The following is a 17,846-nucleotide window of genomic DNA, read 5'->3' on the forward strand; positions in this document are numbered from 1 at the left end:
TTGAAGAGCTGCGGGAGGACGCCTTTGTCCGGAAGTCGAGCGCCGCCGTCAGCGCGCGACTCTAGCTTTCATAGGACTAACAGGAAGCGTGCCAAGCTCGTTTAACGCGCTAAACAGCTCTGAAACAGCAGCTGGCGGCGCAGTGCGGAGGCGCCGGGCGGGTGGGCTGGTGCATCGGGTGCGACAAAAGAGTGCGCGATGCGCGAAAGGCGGGCGGAATTCGCCCCGAAGTCAGTCCGTCAGCCCTTCCAGGGTAAGCAGGGTCCTGGCGACGTCCGCGATGCGCATGTTGCGGCTCATGGCCGTTTTGCGCAGCAACTGATAGGCTTCGTCCTCGCTCATTCCTTTTCGCTGCATCAAAATGCCCTTGGCTTTGTCCACCACTTTCCGGTCGGCTAGCTGGGTTTTGGTTTCATGCAGTTCGCGCTTGAGCGCCTCGAATTCGCGAAAACGGGCCATGGCCACCTCGACGATGGGCATGATGCGTTCCTGGCTGAGGCCGTCCACCACATAGGCGCTTACCCCGGCCTGCACGGCCTGGCGGATGTAATCGCCGTCGCGCTTGTTCGAGAACAGGATGATCGGTCTCGGCTGGTCGCGGCTGATCTCCCGCATTTGCTCCAAGGTGTCGCGGCCCGGCGCCTCCAGATCCATGATCACCATGTCCGGCTGGCATTCCTTGAGTTCCCGAAGCAGGTTGTGGCCGTGCTTGATCCGGGCGACGACCTGATGTCCGGCATCGTGCAGCGCTTGCTCCAATATGGCGCTGCGCGCCGAATCCTGATCGACCAGCATGATTCTGAGGCTCATGGATTGACCTTGGCCAGTTCGTCCAGTGAAACCTGCCAATTGTGCAGTTCGAAGCGCTCCAGATAATCCACCGGACGGAGCGCATCGAAGGTGCCGCCGTCCAGGAACCGGTCCGTACCCAGGATCATCGGCTCGGTGGCTTCCCGAAGCGTCCACGGTTCGCCGTGCTGCCCCTCGGTCTTGTAGTCCGCGGTGGGGAAGGGCAGGCCCAGAGCCTGGGCGGCTTCGCGGTAAAGATCGGGCCGATAGACCTCTTCGGCAAGCTTTCGCATGTCTACGGGATCGCGGAGTTGTCCCCAACGGTACATCTGAGTGATGAACCAAACGGCATGGGAGCGCCAGGGAAACGTCGCGGCATAACGGAAGAACACGTTAAAGTCGGGAAGCGGCGCGGGCGCGGCGTCGACCTGGTAGCGAAACGAGCCGACCATGGACATTTTCACCACGTCAGCCGGTGCGTTGACGTATTCCTCCCGAGCCAGAATATCGGCCACTTCGATACGGTTTTCCGGTTGATCGATCCATTGCGCTGCCTCCAGCAGCGCCATCAGCATGGCGCGGTGAGTGTTAGGATGTTGTTCGGCCCACTCCCGGTTCACGCCCAGCACTTTTTCCGGCTTGTTGTTCCAGATTTCATAATCGGTGATCAGCGTGCGTCCGACGCCGGTGGCCACGGCCTGCGCGTTCCACGGTTCTCCGACGCAGTAACCGTCTATTTCTCCGCTGCTCAGGTACTTCACCATGTGCGGCGGCGGGATCACGACCAGGCGCACGTCGCGGTCCGGATCGATGCCGCCGGCGGCCAGCCAGTAGCGCAGCATGTAGTTATGGGGGGAGAACGGAAATACCGTTGCGAAGCACAAGGGCTCGCTTCCTGAGTTCTTGCCGGTATCGATGACTTTCTTCAGTGCACGGACGCTCATGGACCGCTCGGCTGCCGCCGCCGGATCGAGTTCGGCCATGCGCCGGTACAAGTCCAGGGAAACGGTAATGGCGTTGCCGTTGAGATCCAGGGACAGAGCGGCGATGGTCGGTTTTTTCAGTTCCCCGAGACCGAGCGTCGTGGCGATGGGCATGGGTGCCAGCATATGACCGCCGTCCAGCAAGCCGGCGAATACCTTGTCGCGGATATTGGCCCAGGACACCTCTCTGGAAAGTCTCGCCTCCAGCCCGTGTTTTCGAAAAAAACCTTTTTCGTAGGCGATGACGAGCGGTGCGCAGTCCGTCAGCGGGATGAAACCCAAGTCGATCTGGGTTTTCTCGAGTCCTTCGCCGCCTGCCGCATGAACGCCAGGGCGCAGCCATTGGGGAACCGAGGTCATGAGTTAAGGGTCTCCTTGTCCAAAATTCTCCAGGATGGATTGGATTGTGAAGCGTCAAGAGCGTATCGGCTCCGATAGCAGTTACGGCGCGAGTAGCCTGCCACGACGTTATGGTTTCAGCAATGATCGTGCCATACGGTCCAGTGCTTGGCCGTAGCCCAGACAGTCGGCAAGGGATTGCCGACCTACGTCATTCCGTTCGGCATTCGAGTGAACATTCATCGTAGGATGGGTAGAGCGAAGCGAAACCCATCGATGGTGGGTTAGCCCCTAGTCTCCGCTCGGGACAGGCCCTTCGACAGGCTCCGCGTAACCCACCGATTCGAGGTCGCTCGGTGGGTTACGGCCTCCGGCCTAACCCACCCTACAAACATGAATTCTTTATTAAAAGCGATTTTGAATTAGGCCGAGATAAGCGATGCCTTAAATAGGAACATAGGCCGTTGAAGTGCACAAATACGAGGCAATGCTAGACGCCTTGTGCCGCCGCAGCGGCGATTGTGTTTTTACCCCTGCAATAAGGACTTGAGCTCGGGAATACAGGAACCGCAATTGGTTCCCGCTTTGAGTGCTGCACCAATTTGTTCCGTTGTCGACAGATTTTGCTTCTGAATGGCGCGTTTCAAGGTATTGATGCCGACCCCGAAACAGGAGCAGACGATACGCCCCTGATCATCCTCGGCCGAAGCCGGTTTTCCGGCCAAAAGGCTCATGCGTGCCCGATCGGGCACTTCATCCAGTGCGAATAGACCGGCTAGCCAACTGCGCGGCGGCAGCTCGAAGCTCCGGTCTATGAAGGCGCAAAACTGCAAACGTCCGCCGAGGAGGCGTGCGCAGCGGTACCGGCCCGAGTGGATGTCAGCGAACTCCAGCCATTCTTCCCTGCCGGGCACCGGCTCGGCGGACGCGGATTCGCGCGAACCCGAGGGATGGGCGAACAAGCCGCGCATCCAGACAGGCCAGTCCGAAGGTGACTCGGAATGTGCCAGCTCGTAAAGCCAATGGCCGTCTCCCCGTATCGTGACGCGGTACTCGACCTCGATAGCGTCAAGCGGTTCGCGCGACAGCAAGAAGCCGTGCCACGCCGGCCGATAGGGCGCAATCCGGAGCGGTGTGTGCTTGGATTCGGGTTCGCCGGACATGGGATCGGTTGCCGGGTTGACCAAGGCATTGATTAAGCCTTTGCTGGCATAGGGTCCGCTCCAGTGCATGGGCACGAACACCGATCCGGGCTGCTGGTCTTTACTGACGCGGGCGCGGACCAAGGCTTGGCCGAACCGGCTCTCGAGTCGAACCAGGGTTCCGTCCTGAATGGCGAATCGGGCCGCATCGCGGGGGTTCAGCTCGGCGTAAGGCTCGGGAACATGGTTGGTCAACCGGGCGGTTTTGCCGGTGCGGGTCATGGTGTGCCATTGATCGCGGATACGCCCGGTATTGAGCACCAGCGGATAGGCCGCGTCGGGCGGGTTGGCCGGCGCTTTGGGGACCACCGGCACCATTTCGGCGCGGCGGCTGATGCTTGAAAACCCGCCTGCGTCGAACAGGCGAGACGCGCCGTTCGGATAACGCCCATTTACCGGCCACTGGATCGGCCTCAAGGCATCGTAGCCGGCGCGATCGAGTTCCGCGAGACCGGAAATGTCGAACACCCGTTTGCCGCCGTTTTGAAGACCGGACAACCGGGCGTGCTCCAGGAAAATTTCCCAGGCCGACCGGTAGCAAAAACCTTCGTCGTATCCCATGCGCTGGGCAACCCGGCTGACGATCCACCAATCCGGCTTGGCTTCGCCCGGCACTGTCAGAAATGCCCGCTGCCGGGAAATGCGACGCTCCGAGTTGGTGACGGTGCCGTCCTTCTCACCCCAGGCCAGCGCGGGCAGGTTCACATGTGCGTAGGCGCCCAAGTCGGTGCCCGACTCGCATTCGGAAACCACCACGAATTCGCAGCGGCGGAGCGCGTCCCGCACCGCGTTCGCGTCCGGCAGGCTAACGGCCGGATTGGTGGCCATGATCCAGACTGCCTTGATGCGTCCCTCGGCGATCGCCTGAAACAGCTCCACGGCCTTGAGTCCGGACTTATCCAGCATGCGCGGCGCATTCCAGTACTCCTGCACGAGAGCCCGGTGTTCGGGATTCTCGATGTCGAGATGCGCCGCGAGCTGATTGGCGAGTCCGCCGACCTCCCGCCCGCCCATGGCGTTGGGCTGGCCGGTCAGGGAGAAGGGGCCCATGCCCGGTTTGCCGATCCGCCCGGTGGCAAGATGAACGTTGATGATGCTGTTGACCTTGTCGGTGCCGCTGGACGACTGGTTGACGCCCTGCGACCAGGCGGTGACGACTTTTTCGGTGCGGGCGAACCATTGGTAAAAGCTCGCGAGGTCCTCTTCGGGAATACCGCAGATCCTGGCAACAGCAGGCAAGGAAGGAGCCGTTTTGCGCGCGTTCTCGAACGCTTCGGCATAGCGACCGAGATGATTTTCCAGGAAGGCGAAATCGATCCTGTCATCCTGGCGCAGATAATTCAGGAGTCCGTTGAACAGAACCACGTCGGTACCCGGCCGTATCGGGAGATGCAGATCGGCGGACTGACTCGTCGCCGTGCGGCGCGGATCGATGTTGACGATCTTCAGGCGGGGATTTTCCCGTTTGGCCGCAACCAGACGCTGAAACAGCACCGGATGGCACCAGGCCGCGTTGGAACCGACCAGCACGACGAGATCGGCGAGTTCCAGGTCCTCGTAACAGCCGGGCACGACATCCTCGCCGAAGGCCCGTTTCTGGGCCGCGACCGTGGACGACATGCAGAGGCGGGAATTGGTATCGATATTTCCCGAGCCGATGAAACCCTTCATCAGCTTGTTCGCGACGTAATAGTCCTCGGTCAAGAGCTGGCCGGAGACGTAGAACGCCACCGAGTCGGGACCGTGGGTATCGATGGTCCGGCGAAGCGTGTCGGCGACGGTGCCTAGCGCTTCGTCCCAACTCACCCGCCGGCCCGTGATCTCGGGATAAAGCAGCCGAGTTTCCAGCGACAGCGTTTCGCCAAGCGACGAGCCCTTGGAGCAAAGCCGCCCGAAATTGGACGGATGTTCCGGATCGCCCTTGATGTCCGCCGACTCGGGACCGCGCGGCTTGGCCAGCACGCCGCAGCCGACGCCACAGTAGGGACAGGTGGTGGCGATGGGCGCATCGTCCGCTGTTAAGGACGGATCTGAGAGCGGTGCAGAACTCACGTTTCTCTTCCTCTTAATAACGAAGTGTGGCTGGGATAAGGGCAAACGTTTTCGGAATTCCGGCTATTCCGGCCTATCGAGTTGCAACCACAACCTTTCGTTTTCCAGCTTTACCGGAAAGCACGCCGTTCGGCCCTCGTCCGGCGGAGCGGCTTCGCCGGACGCCAGGTCGATCACCCAGTTGTGCAACGGACAGGCCACCCGCTTTCCGCATACGATGCCTTGGGAGAGCGGCCCTCCTTTGTGCGGGCAGAGGTCGCGAACCGCGAAAATTTCGTCGTTCAGGGTGCGGAAGATGGCGACATTGCCAGCCGGCGTGGCGACGACGCGAGCGCCTTGGCGGGGAATGTCCTCGATTCGGCCGATTTCGATCCAGTCGCTCATGACATTCATCCTACTTTCCTCAAGGGTTCGAAGTGTTGCCGCTCGGATTCCTTGGCGAGAACCGCCCATGGATCGATCTGGGCGCTTTTCTGCGATTCGAGAAACCGCTCGTACAAGGCGCGTCGGCTTTCCGGATTCGAGACGATGCGCTCCTGGACATAAGCGAGACCGACGCGTTCGATCCAGTGCGCGGTCCGCTCCAGGTAGCGGGCTTCTTCCCGGTATAGCTGCATATAGGCGCCGCAGTATTCCTTCACTTCCTCTTCCGTATCGACCTTGCACAGAAAATCGGTGGCGCGGACCTTCACGCCGCCGTTGCCGCCGACGTGAAGTTCCCAGCCTGAATCCACCGCCACCACGCCGAAGTCCTTGATCGTGGCCTCGGCGCAGTTGCGAGGGCAGCCCGATACCGCCATCTTGACCTTGGCCGGCGTCCACGACCCCCAGGTCATTTTCTCGAGGTCTATGCCCATCTTGGTGGAATCTTGCGTGCCGAACCGGCACCATTCCTTGCCGACGCAGGTTTTCACCGTGCGCAGCGATTTGCCGTAGGCATGGCCGGAGACCAGACCGTGCTTGCCGAGTTCCGCCCAAACCGCTGGAAGCTGTTGTTTCGGGACGCCCAGAAGATCGATACGCTGGCCGCCGGTGATCTTGACCGTCGGAATCTCGAACTTTTCGGCCACGTCGGCGATGGCGCGCAGCTCCCGAGGATTGGTGACGCCGCCCCAAATCCGCGGCACCACTGAATAGGTGCCGTCCTTCTGGATATTGGCGTGGGCCCGCTCGTTGATGAAGCGCGACTGCGGATCGTCCCGGTATTCGTTGGGCCACTGGCAGAGCAGGTAATAATTGAGCGCGGGGCGGCAGGAATGGCAGCCGTCGACGGTTTTCCAATCGAGGAATCGCATGACTTCGGGAATTGTCTTGAGATTTTCCGCGCGAATGGCCTCTCGCACTTCTTCATGGGTATGGTCGGTGCATTTGCACAGCGGCTTTTTGGCCGGACTGACCGAGTAATCGCTGCCCAGGGTGCTTTGTAGGATCTGCTCCACCAAACCGGTGCACGAGCCACAGGACGCCGAGGCCTTGGTATGGGTGCGCACGTCTTCCAGAGTGAATAGCTTTTTCTGAACGATGGCGTCGACGATCGCCTTCTTGCACACGCCGTTGCAGCCGCAGACCTCCGCCGTGTCCGGCATGAGCGCCGCGCGGTTGTCCGCTCCGTGGCCGGCATCGCCCAGATGCGCCTGCCCGAACAGGACGTTTTCCCGGAACGCGGAGATATCGGTGCCGTCCCGCATCAACTGGAAGTACCAGGCGCCGTCGCCGGTATCGCCATAAAGCACCGCGCCCTTGATGCGGTTGGATTCGACCACCAGCTTTTTGTAGATGCCTCGGGCGGGATCTTGAAACAACAATTCTTCGTAGCCGTTTCCGCCCTGAAACTCGCCCGCGGAGAAAAGATCGATGCCGGTCACTTTCAGCTTGGTGGACGTCACCGAGCCCTCGTAGCGCGCGATGCCGTATTCCGCCAGGTGATTCGCGCAGACCTTGGCCTGCTCGAAAAGCGGGGCCACCAGGCCGAAAAGCTGCTTCCGGTGTTGCACGCATTCGCCTACGGCATAAATGCGGGGATCGAAGGTTTGCAGGGTGTCGTTGACCAGGATGCCTCGCTCGCAATGGATGCCGGCGCTCTTGGCGAGATCGACGTTGGGGCGGATGCCCACTGCCATGACCACCAGATCGGCCGGGGTTTCCGAGCCGTCCTTGAAGCGTACGCCGGTGACGCGGTCGTGGCCGAGGATAGCTTCGGTCTGCGCTTCCATTCGGAAATCGAGGCCGCTGTCCTCGAGCGCCCGTTTCAAAAGGTCCGCGGCAGGTTTGTCCAGTTGCCTTTCCATCAGGGTATCGAGGAGATGCACGACAGTAACCGCCATCCCCCGCTTTTTCAGCCCGTTGGCCGCTTCAAGCCCCAAGAGGCCGCCGCCGATGACGACCGCATGCCGGTACTTCTGCGAAGCCTCCAGCATCAGTTCCACGTCGCGGATGTCGCGAAAACCGATTACGCCCGGCAGATCCCTGCCTGGGACCGGCAGCATGAAAGGCATGGAGCCGGTGGCGAGCAGCAGTCGGTCGTAGCCGGCCTCCAGCCCGTCTTCGGTACGAACCAGCCGCCGCCGACGGTCGATCGCGACGACCTTCCGCCCCTTGTGCAGCGTGATGCCGTTCGACGCGTACCAGTCGTCATCGTTCAAGATGATGTCGTTAAGCGTCTTCTCGCCGGCCAGGACCGGGGATAGGAGGATACGGTTGTAATTGCAGTGCGGTTCGGCACCGAACACGGTGACGTCGTATGCGTCGGGAGCGATTTTCAGCAGCTCCTCGACTGTGCGTATGCCGGCCATACCGTTGCCGATTACGATGAGTCTCTGTTTTTTCATGGCTTACCTCCTCCGGGATGAATCCCATTCGTCAAATCAACTTTCGTAGGATGCGGGGACGTGAGATGAACCTCGTCATTCCGGCACGGATTGCTCGCCCCTTCCCAGGGGGCTCGTCCTTCAGACCAGCCTGCGGCTGTCCAAAACCGTTCCCGACGGTTTTGTGCCGGAATCCAGACGCCAGGGATGGCATCGGCCCGGATCACAATCCCTGTGCTCTGGATGCCGGCATTCCAATCGCAAACGGTCATCCAGGGAGCGCCCGGATGACCCTTCCAATCGCAAACGGTCATCCGGGGAGCGCCCGGATGACCCTTCCCTGCCGGCATGACGGCTTTACTTACTGCATTGATAAACACCTAAACCCTCCCGTAGACCTGAAACAGGCACACCATCAGCAATCCGAACAGGAGCAGCGCGGTCAGTTGCCAGAACAGAACCGGATTGCGCTGGTACAGGGGAAGGGGACGGGCGGAGACACGCTTGCCGCCGCCTTTCGATAATCCGGATTCCAGCTCGAAGGCCAGCTCGATGGCGTCGGCATAGCGTTCGCCGGGGTCGATCGCGACCGCGCGCGCCAAGGCGGCGTCCAGCCAGACCGGCAAATCCGGACGGCGGCTGGTCAGGGGTTTGGGTTTTCCGAATCGGGGCGTGCTGAATGGCTCGATCTCGCCGTAGGGATAGGCACCTCCGGAGAACACGCGATAGAGCGTTACCCCCAGCGCGAAGATGTCGCTGGCGACGCTGCCCCGCTCGCCGTGAAACAGTTCCGGCGCCATGTAGCTGGCGGTGCCCGGCATCGGATCGGCCTGGTCCTCGTCCCAGGCCGGCAACCGGGCGATTCCGAGATCCAGCAGTTTCAGGCCGCCGTCGTCCGGAAGCAGGATGTTGTCGGGCTTGATGTCGCGGTGCACGATCTGCTGGCGGTGCAGTGCGTGCACCGCCTTGCACAGTTTGAGAGCGAGGTCGATGCCTGGCTCCAGGCCGATGCGTGCGTTTCGCCGCAGGTGCCGTTCGAGCGTGGCGCCGCGATAATACGGCATGACCGAGTAGAGACGGCTTTGCCGCTCCGGCGGCTGTTCCAAAATTTCGGCCACCCACGGACTCTTCACCCGCCCGCCGATCCATGCTTCCCGGACAAAGGCATCGTGATATTGCCGCTCGCTGGCTACCCGCGGATGAGGGAACTTGATGACCACCGGGTTGCCGTTGCGCCGGTCGACCGCGCGGAACAGCGCGCTGTATCGCCCGGAAGACAGCAGTTCTTCCAGTTGAAAATCATCCACCGTGTCGCCGGGACGGGGTAGTTCCAGGATCGGCAAGGACTCGATGATTTCCCGCAGCGATTGACGGTCGGCCCGGGGCAGGGCGATGACATCCACCACCAGCGCGGTGACGTTGTCGGTGCTGCCGCGCTCCAGCGCCGATTCGACCAGAGCGTCCGCACTGCTTTGGGGCGCGGCCCTTTCCAGCAGGATGCGCGCGATCTCGGCTTGTTTAAGTCCGCCGTGTAGGCCGTCGCTGCACAGCAGGAAACGGTCGTGGATTTCGAGCGTGTGCACGGCGTAGTCGGTCCGGAGCAGGGGCTCCAGGCCCACGGCCCGGTACAGGATATGGTCCAGTTCGGGGCCGTTCAAAGTGTGATCCTTCGTCAGCAGCTCCAGCCGCTCGCCGCGCAGGCGGTAGATGCGCGAGTCGCCGACGTGTATTAGATGTGCGCGGCGGCCGCGAAGAATCAAGGCACTGAAGGTGGTAGCCATGTGGGCGAGATTCGGGTCACGCTTGCCCATCGCGTGTATCCAGCGATTGGCGGCATCCAGGCTTCGATCCAGCAACTGCTCCACCGCCAAGGTTTCGGCCAGGCTGTAATAGGCTTCCATGAAGCTGTGCATGCACAACTCCGCGGCTACCCGCCCTCCCTTGGCCCCGCCCATGCCGTCCGCCACCGCCGCGACGACGCCGCGACAGGCCAGTTCCTGCTGCGACGGTTGAGCGATACCGGCGTAGTCCTGGTTGTCTTCGCGCCGCCCTTGGCGGGAAGCGAAGGCGGCGCTCAAGGCGAGTTGTCCGTTCGCAGTCACTGACGCACCCCGGTGTGTTCCCTTATCCCCATTCCGCCATGCTCAGACCCGCGCACCGGATACCGCGCCCCAGGTCGTGCGCCAGCGTTTCTTGACCATGATCAGGCCGACGAGCCCCAGGAGCGGCAGCCCCGCGAACACGCTGAAACCCAGCGCGAAGCCGTGTTGCACATTCCAGGACCAGCCCAGGGTCTTGGCCAGGAAGAATCCGCCCACACCTCCGGCGCAGCCGACGAGTCCGGTAATCACGCCGATTTCCCTGCGGAAACGCAGCGGCACCAACTGGAATACCGCTCCGTTGCCCATCCCCAGGGCCAGCGTGCCGACGAAAAAAATGCCGACGGCAGACCATGCGAGCGCCGGCAGTTCGAACAGACCCCAGCCGGCCACTTTCGCGTCGCTCGCCGATTGCGGCGCCGGCCCCTCCGGCAAGAACGAAATCGCGAGATAGCTCAGGGAAACGATTACGAACAGAACTTGCAGGGCACGGATGCCGCCTACCCGATCGGCCAAAAGCCCTCCCACCGGCCGGAACATCGAGCCGGCGAATACCACGAGCGCGACCATCATGCCCGCGGCTATTCCGGAGACGTGATACCAGTTGGTGAAATAAAGAGGCAGGGCATTGCCGAGCCCCACGAAGCCCCCAAAGGTAATGGAATAAAAGAACATGAACCACCAGGTGTCGGGGTCCTTCATGACCGCGGCGTAGTTGGCCAGGGTGACCGGCGTGCGTTTGTCGGGGGCATCCTTGACGAGAACGGCGTAGATGACGAGCACCAGCACCAGAGGAATGAGCAGGAAACCGAACACCGCCTGCCAGCCGAAACGTTCCGCCAGCCAAGGGACGATCATGGAATCCAGGACTACCCCCATATTGCCGGCTCCCGCGATACCCATCACCACGCCCTGGTATTGGGGCGGATACCAGCGGCTGGCCTGGGGCAAGGCCACGGCGAAGCTGGCTCCGGCGATGCCCAGGAGCAATCCCAGCAACTCCACTTCCAGCTTGGAATGCAGGCCGAACACGAATACATAGGTGAGCCCGAGGATCACCAGCAATTGGGCCAGAACGCCGGTCAGCTTGGGTCCCAGATGGTCGGCCATCGAACCCAGAACGATGCGGAATATTGCGCCGGACAGGATGGGAATCGCGACAATGGTGAACTTCTCCCCCACCGGTAGCCCCAGATCCTTGGTGATGTACAGGGACAAGGGCCCGAGCATCACCCAGACCATGAAGGAGACGTCGAAATAAAGAAAGGCGGACAACAGGGTTGGCCAGTGGCCGGCACGCTTGAATTCTTTGAAGTCCATCGACAAATCTTCTCGAAAAATCCTAGAGCCGCTCTCCGGTGAATCCGGAGCAAAAAAAAAGCGCCCGGCGAACATCGATGCACGATGATCGCAAGACGCCTTTGCCATGTTCCTGAACGCCACCGTTGGCGCAGGTACATTCTATTGATTGATGTAAGCAGCTCGCGTGCCAAACAGCGCGGAAGCACGTCGGCTAGGCATTTCGGCGGTCCGCTGGGCTGTGCAGAATGCCTTCCCGCAGCTATTTGCACCATTGTTGCGCCTACGGTGCACCGAGTTGAAGCGCAGGTACGGATCGCGGGCGCTTAACGGTGGTAAGACGGCACCCGTATTCCGGTGAGTCTATATAAAGTAACGGATAGAGCAGGTGGAGCCGGTTGGATGCCGAACCGGGACTGGCCGGGCATAAACCGCATCGTTCGCGAGTGATGCGGTTTTTTCGTCAGTTTAAGACGTGGATTAGCTGGGTTTTCGCTATCGCTGCAACCCAGCCTACGGTCCCGTCGGGCGCAACGCTGAAATTGCTGGAAGGCCCGGAACAGCGCGACTTGAAGGTTTCGGTGGTGTTTCCGCGTCCGGCACCACCGAGGTACGGCCGGGGTGAACCGGCCGTTCAATCGACGCCGCGGGACACGGCAAGGGTTTGCCAGCGGTGCCTCGCGAATACGACGACGGCGAGCGTCACCCCCAGTGTTTCGAAGGATTCCTCCGCCAGAAGTACGACCTGCCCCGGCGTGGAGTTAAACCATGCTTCTCCCAGGCGTGCTGCGCCGTTCGCCTCGACGATCTCGAAGCCCAGCGCGCCTGTCGCGAATACGAGCCCGGCCAATACCAGTTGCCACAGGGCGCGGGGGCCGACCGCTCGACGTGCCGCGACAAGAAACCAGGCGCTCATGACCAGCAGCAACGGCAGGAAAACCAGTGGCCAGAAATACGTCCTGACCGGGCCGACGCTCAGGGTGTTCTCGCCGTCGCCGATCAGTGTGCTGCCTTTCAGCAAGACGCCGACCGCCTCGTGGAACGAAAGCAACTCATCGAACCCGAGGTAGGTACATACCAGCGCGGACGCGAACCAGAAAATCGCGCGGTCGAGGCGGTAGCACTGGAACGAAAGCCACGCGGCAAACCAGAGCTGTAAGCTTGCAAAAATGGCCGGAATTCGGAACTCGCCGCCCATCCAGAACGCGGCACGCAGCCATCTGAGCTGGTCCGCTCCCTTGTCTCGGGTAAGCCAAAACCCGAGACCGAGCAGGAGCTGAACCAGGACCAGGGCGGTACCCAATGCACGCGCTCGCTGAGTTGGGGTTGCGCCCTCGTACCAGGCCGGAAGGTTCGGCGAGAAGAGGTTCAAGGCAAGTGCAGTTCCGGCAAGCAACCAGGCCAGCGCTTCGAATGTCCAGAAATAGAAGCGCTGAGGCCATGCCGCCAGCAGCATAATCGTCCCGGCCTCCCGCTGGGGCAACAGGCTCGGCAGTTGCAGCAGGTGAAGAACCACGCCGGCGGTTATCGACAACAGGAACATGAGCTGCAACCTGTGGTGCGGATATTCGATACGAGTACTCATCTTGCGGATGGCGGGCACGATTTCCGGACAACGAATGGGTGTTTCTTATATCCCGGGGAGGAACGAGTTGCAACCTTCCCCGGAGACGGGCAGGTTTGCCTTATTTAACTTGCGGAATGGCAAGATCACTGGAGATGGAAAAACGCGTAGGGCTCGGGACGCAGCCCGCTCGCTTCGGCCTGGTGGTCGGCTCGTCATCCTCGATATCAAGGACCCGTCTCGCTGACGGATCAAGCCGTCTGGAGCATCCTCTATGAACGCCATCAGCAGAAACCGCGGGAAACGATGGAAAAGCACTTTAAGCGCGGGTTGTTAGCCGAATGGAGAAAAGCAATACGGCGTAACCTACTCACTTTGAATACCTAATAAACAGACGGAGCGCTACGGAGAATGGATAGCTTTACGATAAGGAAAAGTATTTTTATCGAAGCAAGGCCGGAGACGATATTCGATGCGCTCACGCGGTATGATGAAATCGTCAAATACTTTCCCCTCAAAAAGGTAACGTCCGATTGCAAAGCGGGTGGCGAGATATTGTTTGACGGCGAGATTAAAGGAAAAGAAATACACCGAGCATCGCCCGTGACGCTTTGTTGCAGGGCGAAGTCGCGGACATAGGAGGTCGGCATGGCAGCCGCAAATGTCAACGGTGTGCGGCTTTTCTATGAACTCCAAGGCAGCGGGGAGGTTCCCCTCGTATTGGTTCACGGCTCGTGGGATTCTCATCACGACTGGGACCTGCTCGTTCCCCGTTTGGTCGACTCTTTTCGAGTTCTCACCTACGATCGCCGTGGCCACAGCGAGAGTACGTGTCCACCGGGACAAGGCAGTGTGCGCGAGGACGTGGCCGACCTTGCTGCGTTGATACAGGACCTGGGACCTGGGACTCGCGCCGGCATGGGTAGCGGGAAACTCGTTCGGCGCATCGATTGCGCTCCGGCTGGCCGGTGAGCGGCACGACCTCCTTCGCGGCCTCATCATTCACGAGCGGCCCCTCTTCGCGCTGCTCGCCGACGACTCCGCCGTTGCGCCGATGCTGGAGCAGGTTCGGCAACGAGTTGGGGGCGTGGTCGAACGGATCGCCTCGGGCGATCATGCCGGCGCCGCCGAACAGTTCGTCGAGACCGTTGTGCTCGGCCCGGGGTCCTGGGCTCAACTGCCGCCGGAGTACAAGAAGATCATGATGGATAATGCTCCGACCTTCCTCGACGAGGCGAAAGATCCCGAACAGCTGGTTTTCGAGCTGGAGTGGATCAAGGAGTTTACGCGTCCGGCTCTCCTCACGCTGGGCGACCAGAGCCCACCCATCTTCGGACCAGTAGTCGGCAAGCTTGCAGAGGCGATGCCTCGCGCGGAGGTCCTGAAATTTCCGGGAGCAGGGCACATCCCGCACGCCACCCACCCGGACGTGTACGCTAAGGCTATTATCGAGTTCGTCCGTAAGCACTCGTGATCGTCCAACGGCGGAAGTTACCGTTGCACTGCGTCTAAGCAACGTGTTCTTCGCAGACCGGGAGCCGATTTTCCTTCCATGACAGGAATTTTTGAAAACCAAGGGGAAGCGCGAACAGCGGCGTTCATCGCTTCCTCGGACAAAGGCGTCCTTGGCCGGTTTCGTACGGAACCGGCATGGGCGCTTTTTTTTTCGGCTTCGGAAGAGAAATGTCGGCACTACCCGAATACAAATTCGACCGTGAGGATTCGGCTGCACCCACCGCACCGTGGTGCTCGGCGGCTTGCTGCTGGGTATCGAGGCGGCCCGCGCCATGCACCGTTCCAACATCGGGGCGTTCCTGGCCGAGCATCGCGACTGCGTGATGCCACGCCAGCTCCATATCGCCGCCCAGACTGTGTCTGATTGGGGCTCAACCTCCGCCAACGATTTGGAGCGGGGCGAGCCGGCGCCGGAGTTCGAATTCGACCGGGCGGTGAGCTAGTAGCGGCTCTCACTCGAGCCCGCTCTTTCGCCCGATCCGCCGGTTGCCGACTCGTCTCATAGAGCCCGGCAAAGCAATCCTTTACCGATTTACCAGGATTTGTAAGGCAAAAATTTACCGTTCATGGTGATGACGACGCGATCGCCGGCTGGGTTTTCTTCTTTGCCGACCGTCATGCTGAAATCTATCGCGCTCATGATACCGTCTCCGAATTTTTCATGAATGATTTCTTTCAAGGTTTCTCCGTAAACGCCGACGATTTCATAAAGCCGATAAATAAGCGGGTCTTGGGGTATTTCGAAGGGCCATTGTTTGTGAGGAAACATTTCCAAGGCGGCTCGAACTTCAATAGGCAGCTCCAAAATGGCGCAGAGCTTTTCGGCAATGTCGTGTTTCATGCTGTTCATGCCAAGACAAGCCGAGGCCAGCCAAACCTCATTGACGCCAATCTGTTCGGCAATGGCTGTCCAAGTGAGTTGTTTTTTTACTTTTGCAGTAATAATGCGGTCCGTCATTTGTTCTTTGGTCAGCAGAGAATCGGCTTTGCAAGATGACGGTGTCTGTGTCGATTTTGTTTTCATTTTAGATACCCCTATTTGTTAACTTAAACAATAAGGCAACAACAGTAATTGCCAGAATGAAGGAAACGCTTTTCCAGAAAACTACTGGATTACGTTCGATGAGCGGTGGACGGGTCTTATTCAGAAACGCTTGGTTCGGGTGGCGTAGATCATAGATAAACTCGGATAATTCCCCATAACGCTGATACGGGTTCGGATGTACTGCCTTCCTGAGCACATCATCGATCCAGGCAGGGATTTCCCGATCGTCATCGAGTACAGAGTGATAGGCTAATTTCTTTTGTGCGGCTCTGGTTCTGGCCTTGGAGACTTCGGCGCCATAAGGCAGTTTACCCGACAGCATTTGATAAGCTATAACGCCCAGCGAAAACATATCGGAATATGTTGTCCCGCTTTCGCCAAGAAAATATTCCGGCGCGGTATATTGGGCAGTACCTAGCAGATGACTTCGCTCGATTGCCGTTGTGATCTCCATCAGGCCGGCAACTTTCGTCGAACCGAAATCGATGATCTTCACCGTGCCGGTACGGTCGATCATGATATTGTCCGGTCTCAGGTCCTGATGCAGCATTTCCAGCCTGTGAAAAGCGCGTAATCCTTTGGCAATTTGTTCAACGATGCCGCGCACGGTTTCCAGGTCCGGTCTCGGATTGTCGATCATCCACTGCGTTAATGTCTGACCGTCAATGAATTCGGTGACGATATAGAGATAGTTGCGTTTCCGCGTCTGTGCGCAAGGCTTCAGTACATACGCACTATTGATGCGCCGAGCGATCCATTCTTCCATCAAGAATCTTTCCAAATAAGCCGGGTCGCCCCGAAGATCGATCGATGGCGTTTTGATGATGACCGGTGTGCCGGTTTCGTTATCAACCGCCAGATAAACATGGCTGCGACTGCTGGCATGCACCTCCCGGACGATCTTGTAGCCATCAAAAACCATTCTGGCTTCCAAAATCGGGGGGAACGGCAGTTCGGTTAACTGCTGATAGAGTTCATCCGGATTCTGCTTAGGCAAGTTTTCGATTTTAACGACCTGAGCCGTGAGATTATCCGGACTGCCTTGTTGGTATGCTGCGTCCACGATCGCTTTCGCAGCGGTATCGAGATCGTCTTCATGCTCTCTGATGGCATTGATGATGAACCGAGGACTGGCATATTCATAAACGCCGTCTGTCGCGAATAAGAAAATATCGCCTTCTTCCACTGGCAATACTCGATAATCAATTTCGAGCTGAGGATTAACGCCTAAAGCCCGACCAAGATAGCTTTTATCCTGCGATACCCAAAATCGATGATCGTTGGTCAATTGCTCCAAGGCATCATCATGCAATCTATAGATGCGCGTATCGCCCACGTGAAAAATATGTGCGGTGGTTGACTTGATCACCATGCCGCTAAAGGTGCACACATAACCTCTGTCTTTATCGTAACGATACTGGCTTTGCTGTGTCTGTGAATGTAACCAGGAGTTGGTCGCGATCAAAACCCGCTGTGCTGACTTCCTGACAGACCAAGCGTCCGAAGTGCAGAAATAATCCTCGAGAAAACTCCTAACAGCGGCTTCGCTGGCAATCTGGCTCACATCGCTGCTGCTGATCCCGTCGGCCAGCGCAATCGCAATTCCTTTCGAGCTCAACTGGGGCTCTTTCGGTATGCAAACACCGTGAAAATCCTGATTGGTTTCCTTACGGCCTTTGTCGGAGTATTGTCCTACGGAGATTCTTAATTGACTGGACATTTTTGTTTTTATAGATCCGACCTGGTAAAGCTTTTAAGCCGCCCGCCTTGAGTTTGTCGAAAGACTACAAAGCTTCGGCAAGCCCAGCACAAACGGCCTAATACTTCATGGGGACCGGATCAAGAACGAGATTGAGGGAGCTTCAACCGTGTAGACAGCTGAAGCTCTTTCATCTTATTGCATATTATTTGGAGCCGATCCCAGTAGGCTGGTCGCACGTCAGGCGATGATGCTGCAGGCCAAGTAGAGCATGGCAAGATCGTTATCGCCCGTTGTTCCCAATGGATCAAATTACGGCTGAACAGATTATTAATCAGGCCCGTAAATACCCTCCTGGTATTTCGGGCCGCCGCCCAGGCCCGGTACACGCCCGGCCTGGGCTCACGCGGCTTGTCGCCGCGCCGGGGCATCCCTGCCCCGGATTAACCCGGC

The 17,846-nt window shown here is 59.3% G+C and carries 13 protein-coding genes; 3 read left to right on the plus strand and 10 right to left on the minus strand.

Annotated elements, in window-relative coordinates:
• Positions 1-231: 231 nt before the first annotated feature.
• The 8 genes from ABJK70_RS08395 to ABJK70_RS08430 form a co-directional block, all read right to left on the minus strand.
• Entirely contained in the window at positions 232-810 is a 579-nt protein-coding gene (locus ABJK70_RS08395; protein ID WP_077729548.1) for an ANTAR domain-containing protein, read from the minus strand.
• Complete coding sequence (locus ABJK70_RS08400; RefSeq protein WP_347257761.1) at positions 807-2,132, minus strand: CmpA/NrtA family ABC transporter substrate-binding protein; 1,326 nt, start codon at positions 2,130-2,132, stop codon at positions 807-809. Before ABJK70_RS08400 ends, ABJK70_RS08395 begins: the two co-directional genes overlap by 4 nt.
• 506 nt (positions 2,133-2,638) lie before the next feature.
• Complete coding sequence (locus ABJK70_RS08405) at positions 2,639-5,365, minus strand: nitrate reductase (RefSeq protein ID WP_347257762.1); 2,727 nt, start codon at positions 5,363-5,365, stop codon at positions 2,639-2,641.
• A gap of 63 nt (positions 5,366-5,428) precedes the next feature.
• Positions 5,429-5,758, minus strand: coding sequence for a nitrite reductase small subunit NirD (nirD, locus tag ABJK70_RS08410; RefSeq protein WP_208110008.1), 330 nt, complete (start codon positions 5,756-5,758; stop codon positions 5,429-5,431).
• Positions 5,755-8,193, minus strand: a complete 2,439-nt coding sequence (nirB, locus tag ABJK70_RS08415; protein WP_347257763.1) for a nitrite reductase large subunit NirB — start codon at positions 8,191-8,193, stop codon at positions 5,755-5,757. The genes nirD and nirB overlap by 4 nt, the downstream gene beginning before the upstream one ends.
• Positions 8,194-8,552: 359 nt before the next feature.
• Entirely contained in the window at positions 8,553-10,274 is a 1,722-nt protein-coding gene (locus tag ABJK70_RS08420) for a bifunctional protein-serine/threonine kinase/phosphatase (protein ID WP_077729544.1), read from the minus strand.
• A 42-nt stretch (positions 10,275-10,316) separates the two neighbouring features.
• On the minus strand, positions 10,317-11,591 hold the full coding sequence (locus ABJK70_RS08425; protein WP_347257764.1) for an MFS transporter: 1,275 nt from the start codon (positions 11,589-11,591) through the stop codon (positions 10,317-10,319).
• A gap of 613 nt (positions 11,592-12,204) precedes the next feature.
• Entirely contained in the window at positions 12,205-13,155 is a 951-nt protein-coding gene (locus ABJK70_RS08430) for a hypothetical protein (RefSeq protein ID WP_086134789.1), read from the minus strand.
• Between the two features lie 627 nt (positions 13,156-13,782).
• On the opposite strand from ABJK70_RS08430, the gene ABJK70_RS08435 reads away from it, so the two are divergent.
• The 3 genes from ABJK70_RS08435 to ABJK70_RS08445 all read left to right on the plus strand — a co-directional run bounded on the left by ABJK70_RS08435 (position 13,783) and on the right by ABJK70_RS08445 (position 15,092).
• Positions 13,783-14,106 (plus strand): alpha/beta fold hydrolase, encoded by a 324-nt coding sequence (locus tag ABJK70_RS08435; protein ID WP_347257765.1) that lies wholly within the window; start codon positions 13,783-13,785, stop codon positions 14,104-14,106.
• Complete coding sequence (locus ABJK70_RS08440) at positions 14,096-14,608, plus strand: alpha/beta hydrolase (RefSeq protein ID WP_347257766.1); 513 nt, start codon at positions 14,096-14,098, stop codon at positions 14,606-14,608. Before ABJK70_RS08435 ends, ABJK70_RS08440 begins: the two co-directional genes overlap by 11 nt.
• 313 nt (positions 14,609-14,921) lie before the next feature.
• Complete coding sequence (locus tag ABJK70_RS08445) at positions 14,922-15,092, plus strand: hypothetical protein (RefSeq protein ID WP_156881205.1); 171 nt, start codon at positions 14,922-14,924, stop codon at positions 15,090-15,092.
• Between the two features lie 89 nt (positions 15,093-15,181).
• Here the strand turns inward: ABJK70_RS08445 and cynS are convergent, their stop codons facing one another.
• Both cynS and ABJK70_RS08455 read right to left on the minus strand, forming a co-directional pair.
• Positions 15,182-15,673: a cyanase gene (cynS, locus tag ABJK70_RS08450; RefSeq protein WP_205780710.1), complete on the minus strand. Its 492-nt coding sequence runs from the start codon at positions 15,671-15,673 to the stop codon at positions 15,182-15,184.
• Position 15,674: 1 nt separating this feature from the next.
• Positions 15,675-17,414 carry a bifunctional protein-serine/threonine kinase/phosphatase gene (locus ABJK70_RS08455; protein ID WP_077729538.1) on the minus strand — a complete coding sequence of 580 codons (1,740 nt, stop codon included), beginning with the start codon at positions 17,412-17,414 and terminating at the stop codon, positions 15,675-15,677.
• Positions 17,415-17,846: the final 432 nt, after the last annotated feature.

This window comes from Methylocaldum sp. (genome assembly GCF_039794385.1).
Taxonomy (GTDB): domain Bacteria; phylum Pseudomonadota; class Gammaproteobacteria; order Methylococcales; family Methylococcaceae; genus Methylocaldum.

What these genes read in the sequence shown, in the direction of transcription:
- ABJK70_RS08395 (WP_077729548.1), bottom strand. Translation starts at nt 810, where the DNA reads ATGAGCCTCAGAATCATGCTGGTCGATCAGGATTCGGCGCGCAGCGCC.
- ABJK70_RS08400 (WP_347257761.1), bottom strand. Translation starts at nt 2,132, where the DNA reads ATGACCTCGGTTCCCCAATGGCTGCGCCCTGGCGTTCATGCGGCAGGC.
- nirD (WP_208110008.1), bottom strand. Translation starts at nt 5,758, where the DNA reads ATGAATGTCATGAGCGACTGGATCGAAATCGGCCGAATCGAGGACATT.
- nirB (WP_347257763.1), bottom strand. Translation starts at nt 8,193, where the DNA reads ATGAAAAAACAGAGACTCATCGTAATCGGCAACGGTATGGCCGGCATA.
- ABJK70_RS08425 (WP_347257764.1), bottom strand. Translation starts at nt 11,591, where the DNA reads ATGGACTTCAAAGAATTCAAGCGTGCCGGCCACTGGCCAACCCTGTTG.
- ABJK70_RS08430 (WP_086134789.1), bottom strand. Translation starts at nt 13,155, where the DNA reads ATGAGTACTCGTATCGAATATCCGCACCACAGGTTGCAGCTCATGTTC.
- ABJK70_RS08435 (WP_347257765.1), top strand. Translation starts at nt 13,783, where the DNA reads ATGGCAGCCGCAAATGTCAACGGTGTGCGGCTTTTCTATGAACTCCAA.
- ABJK70_RS08445 (WP_156881205.1), top strand. Translation starts at nt 14,922, where the DNA reads ATGCACCGTTCCAACATCGGGGCGTTCCTGGCCGAGCATCGCGACTGC.
- cynS (WP_205780710.1), bottom strand. Translation starts at nt 15,673, where the DNA reads ATGAAAACAAAATCGACACAGACACCGTCATCTTGCAAAGCCGATTCT.
- ABJK70_RS08455 (WP_077729538.1), bottom strand. Translation starts at nt 17,414, where the DNA reads ATGTCCAGTCAATTAAGAATCTCCGTAGGACAATACTCCGACAAAGGC.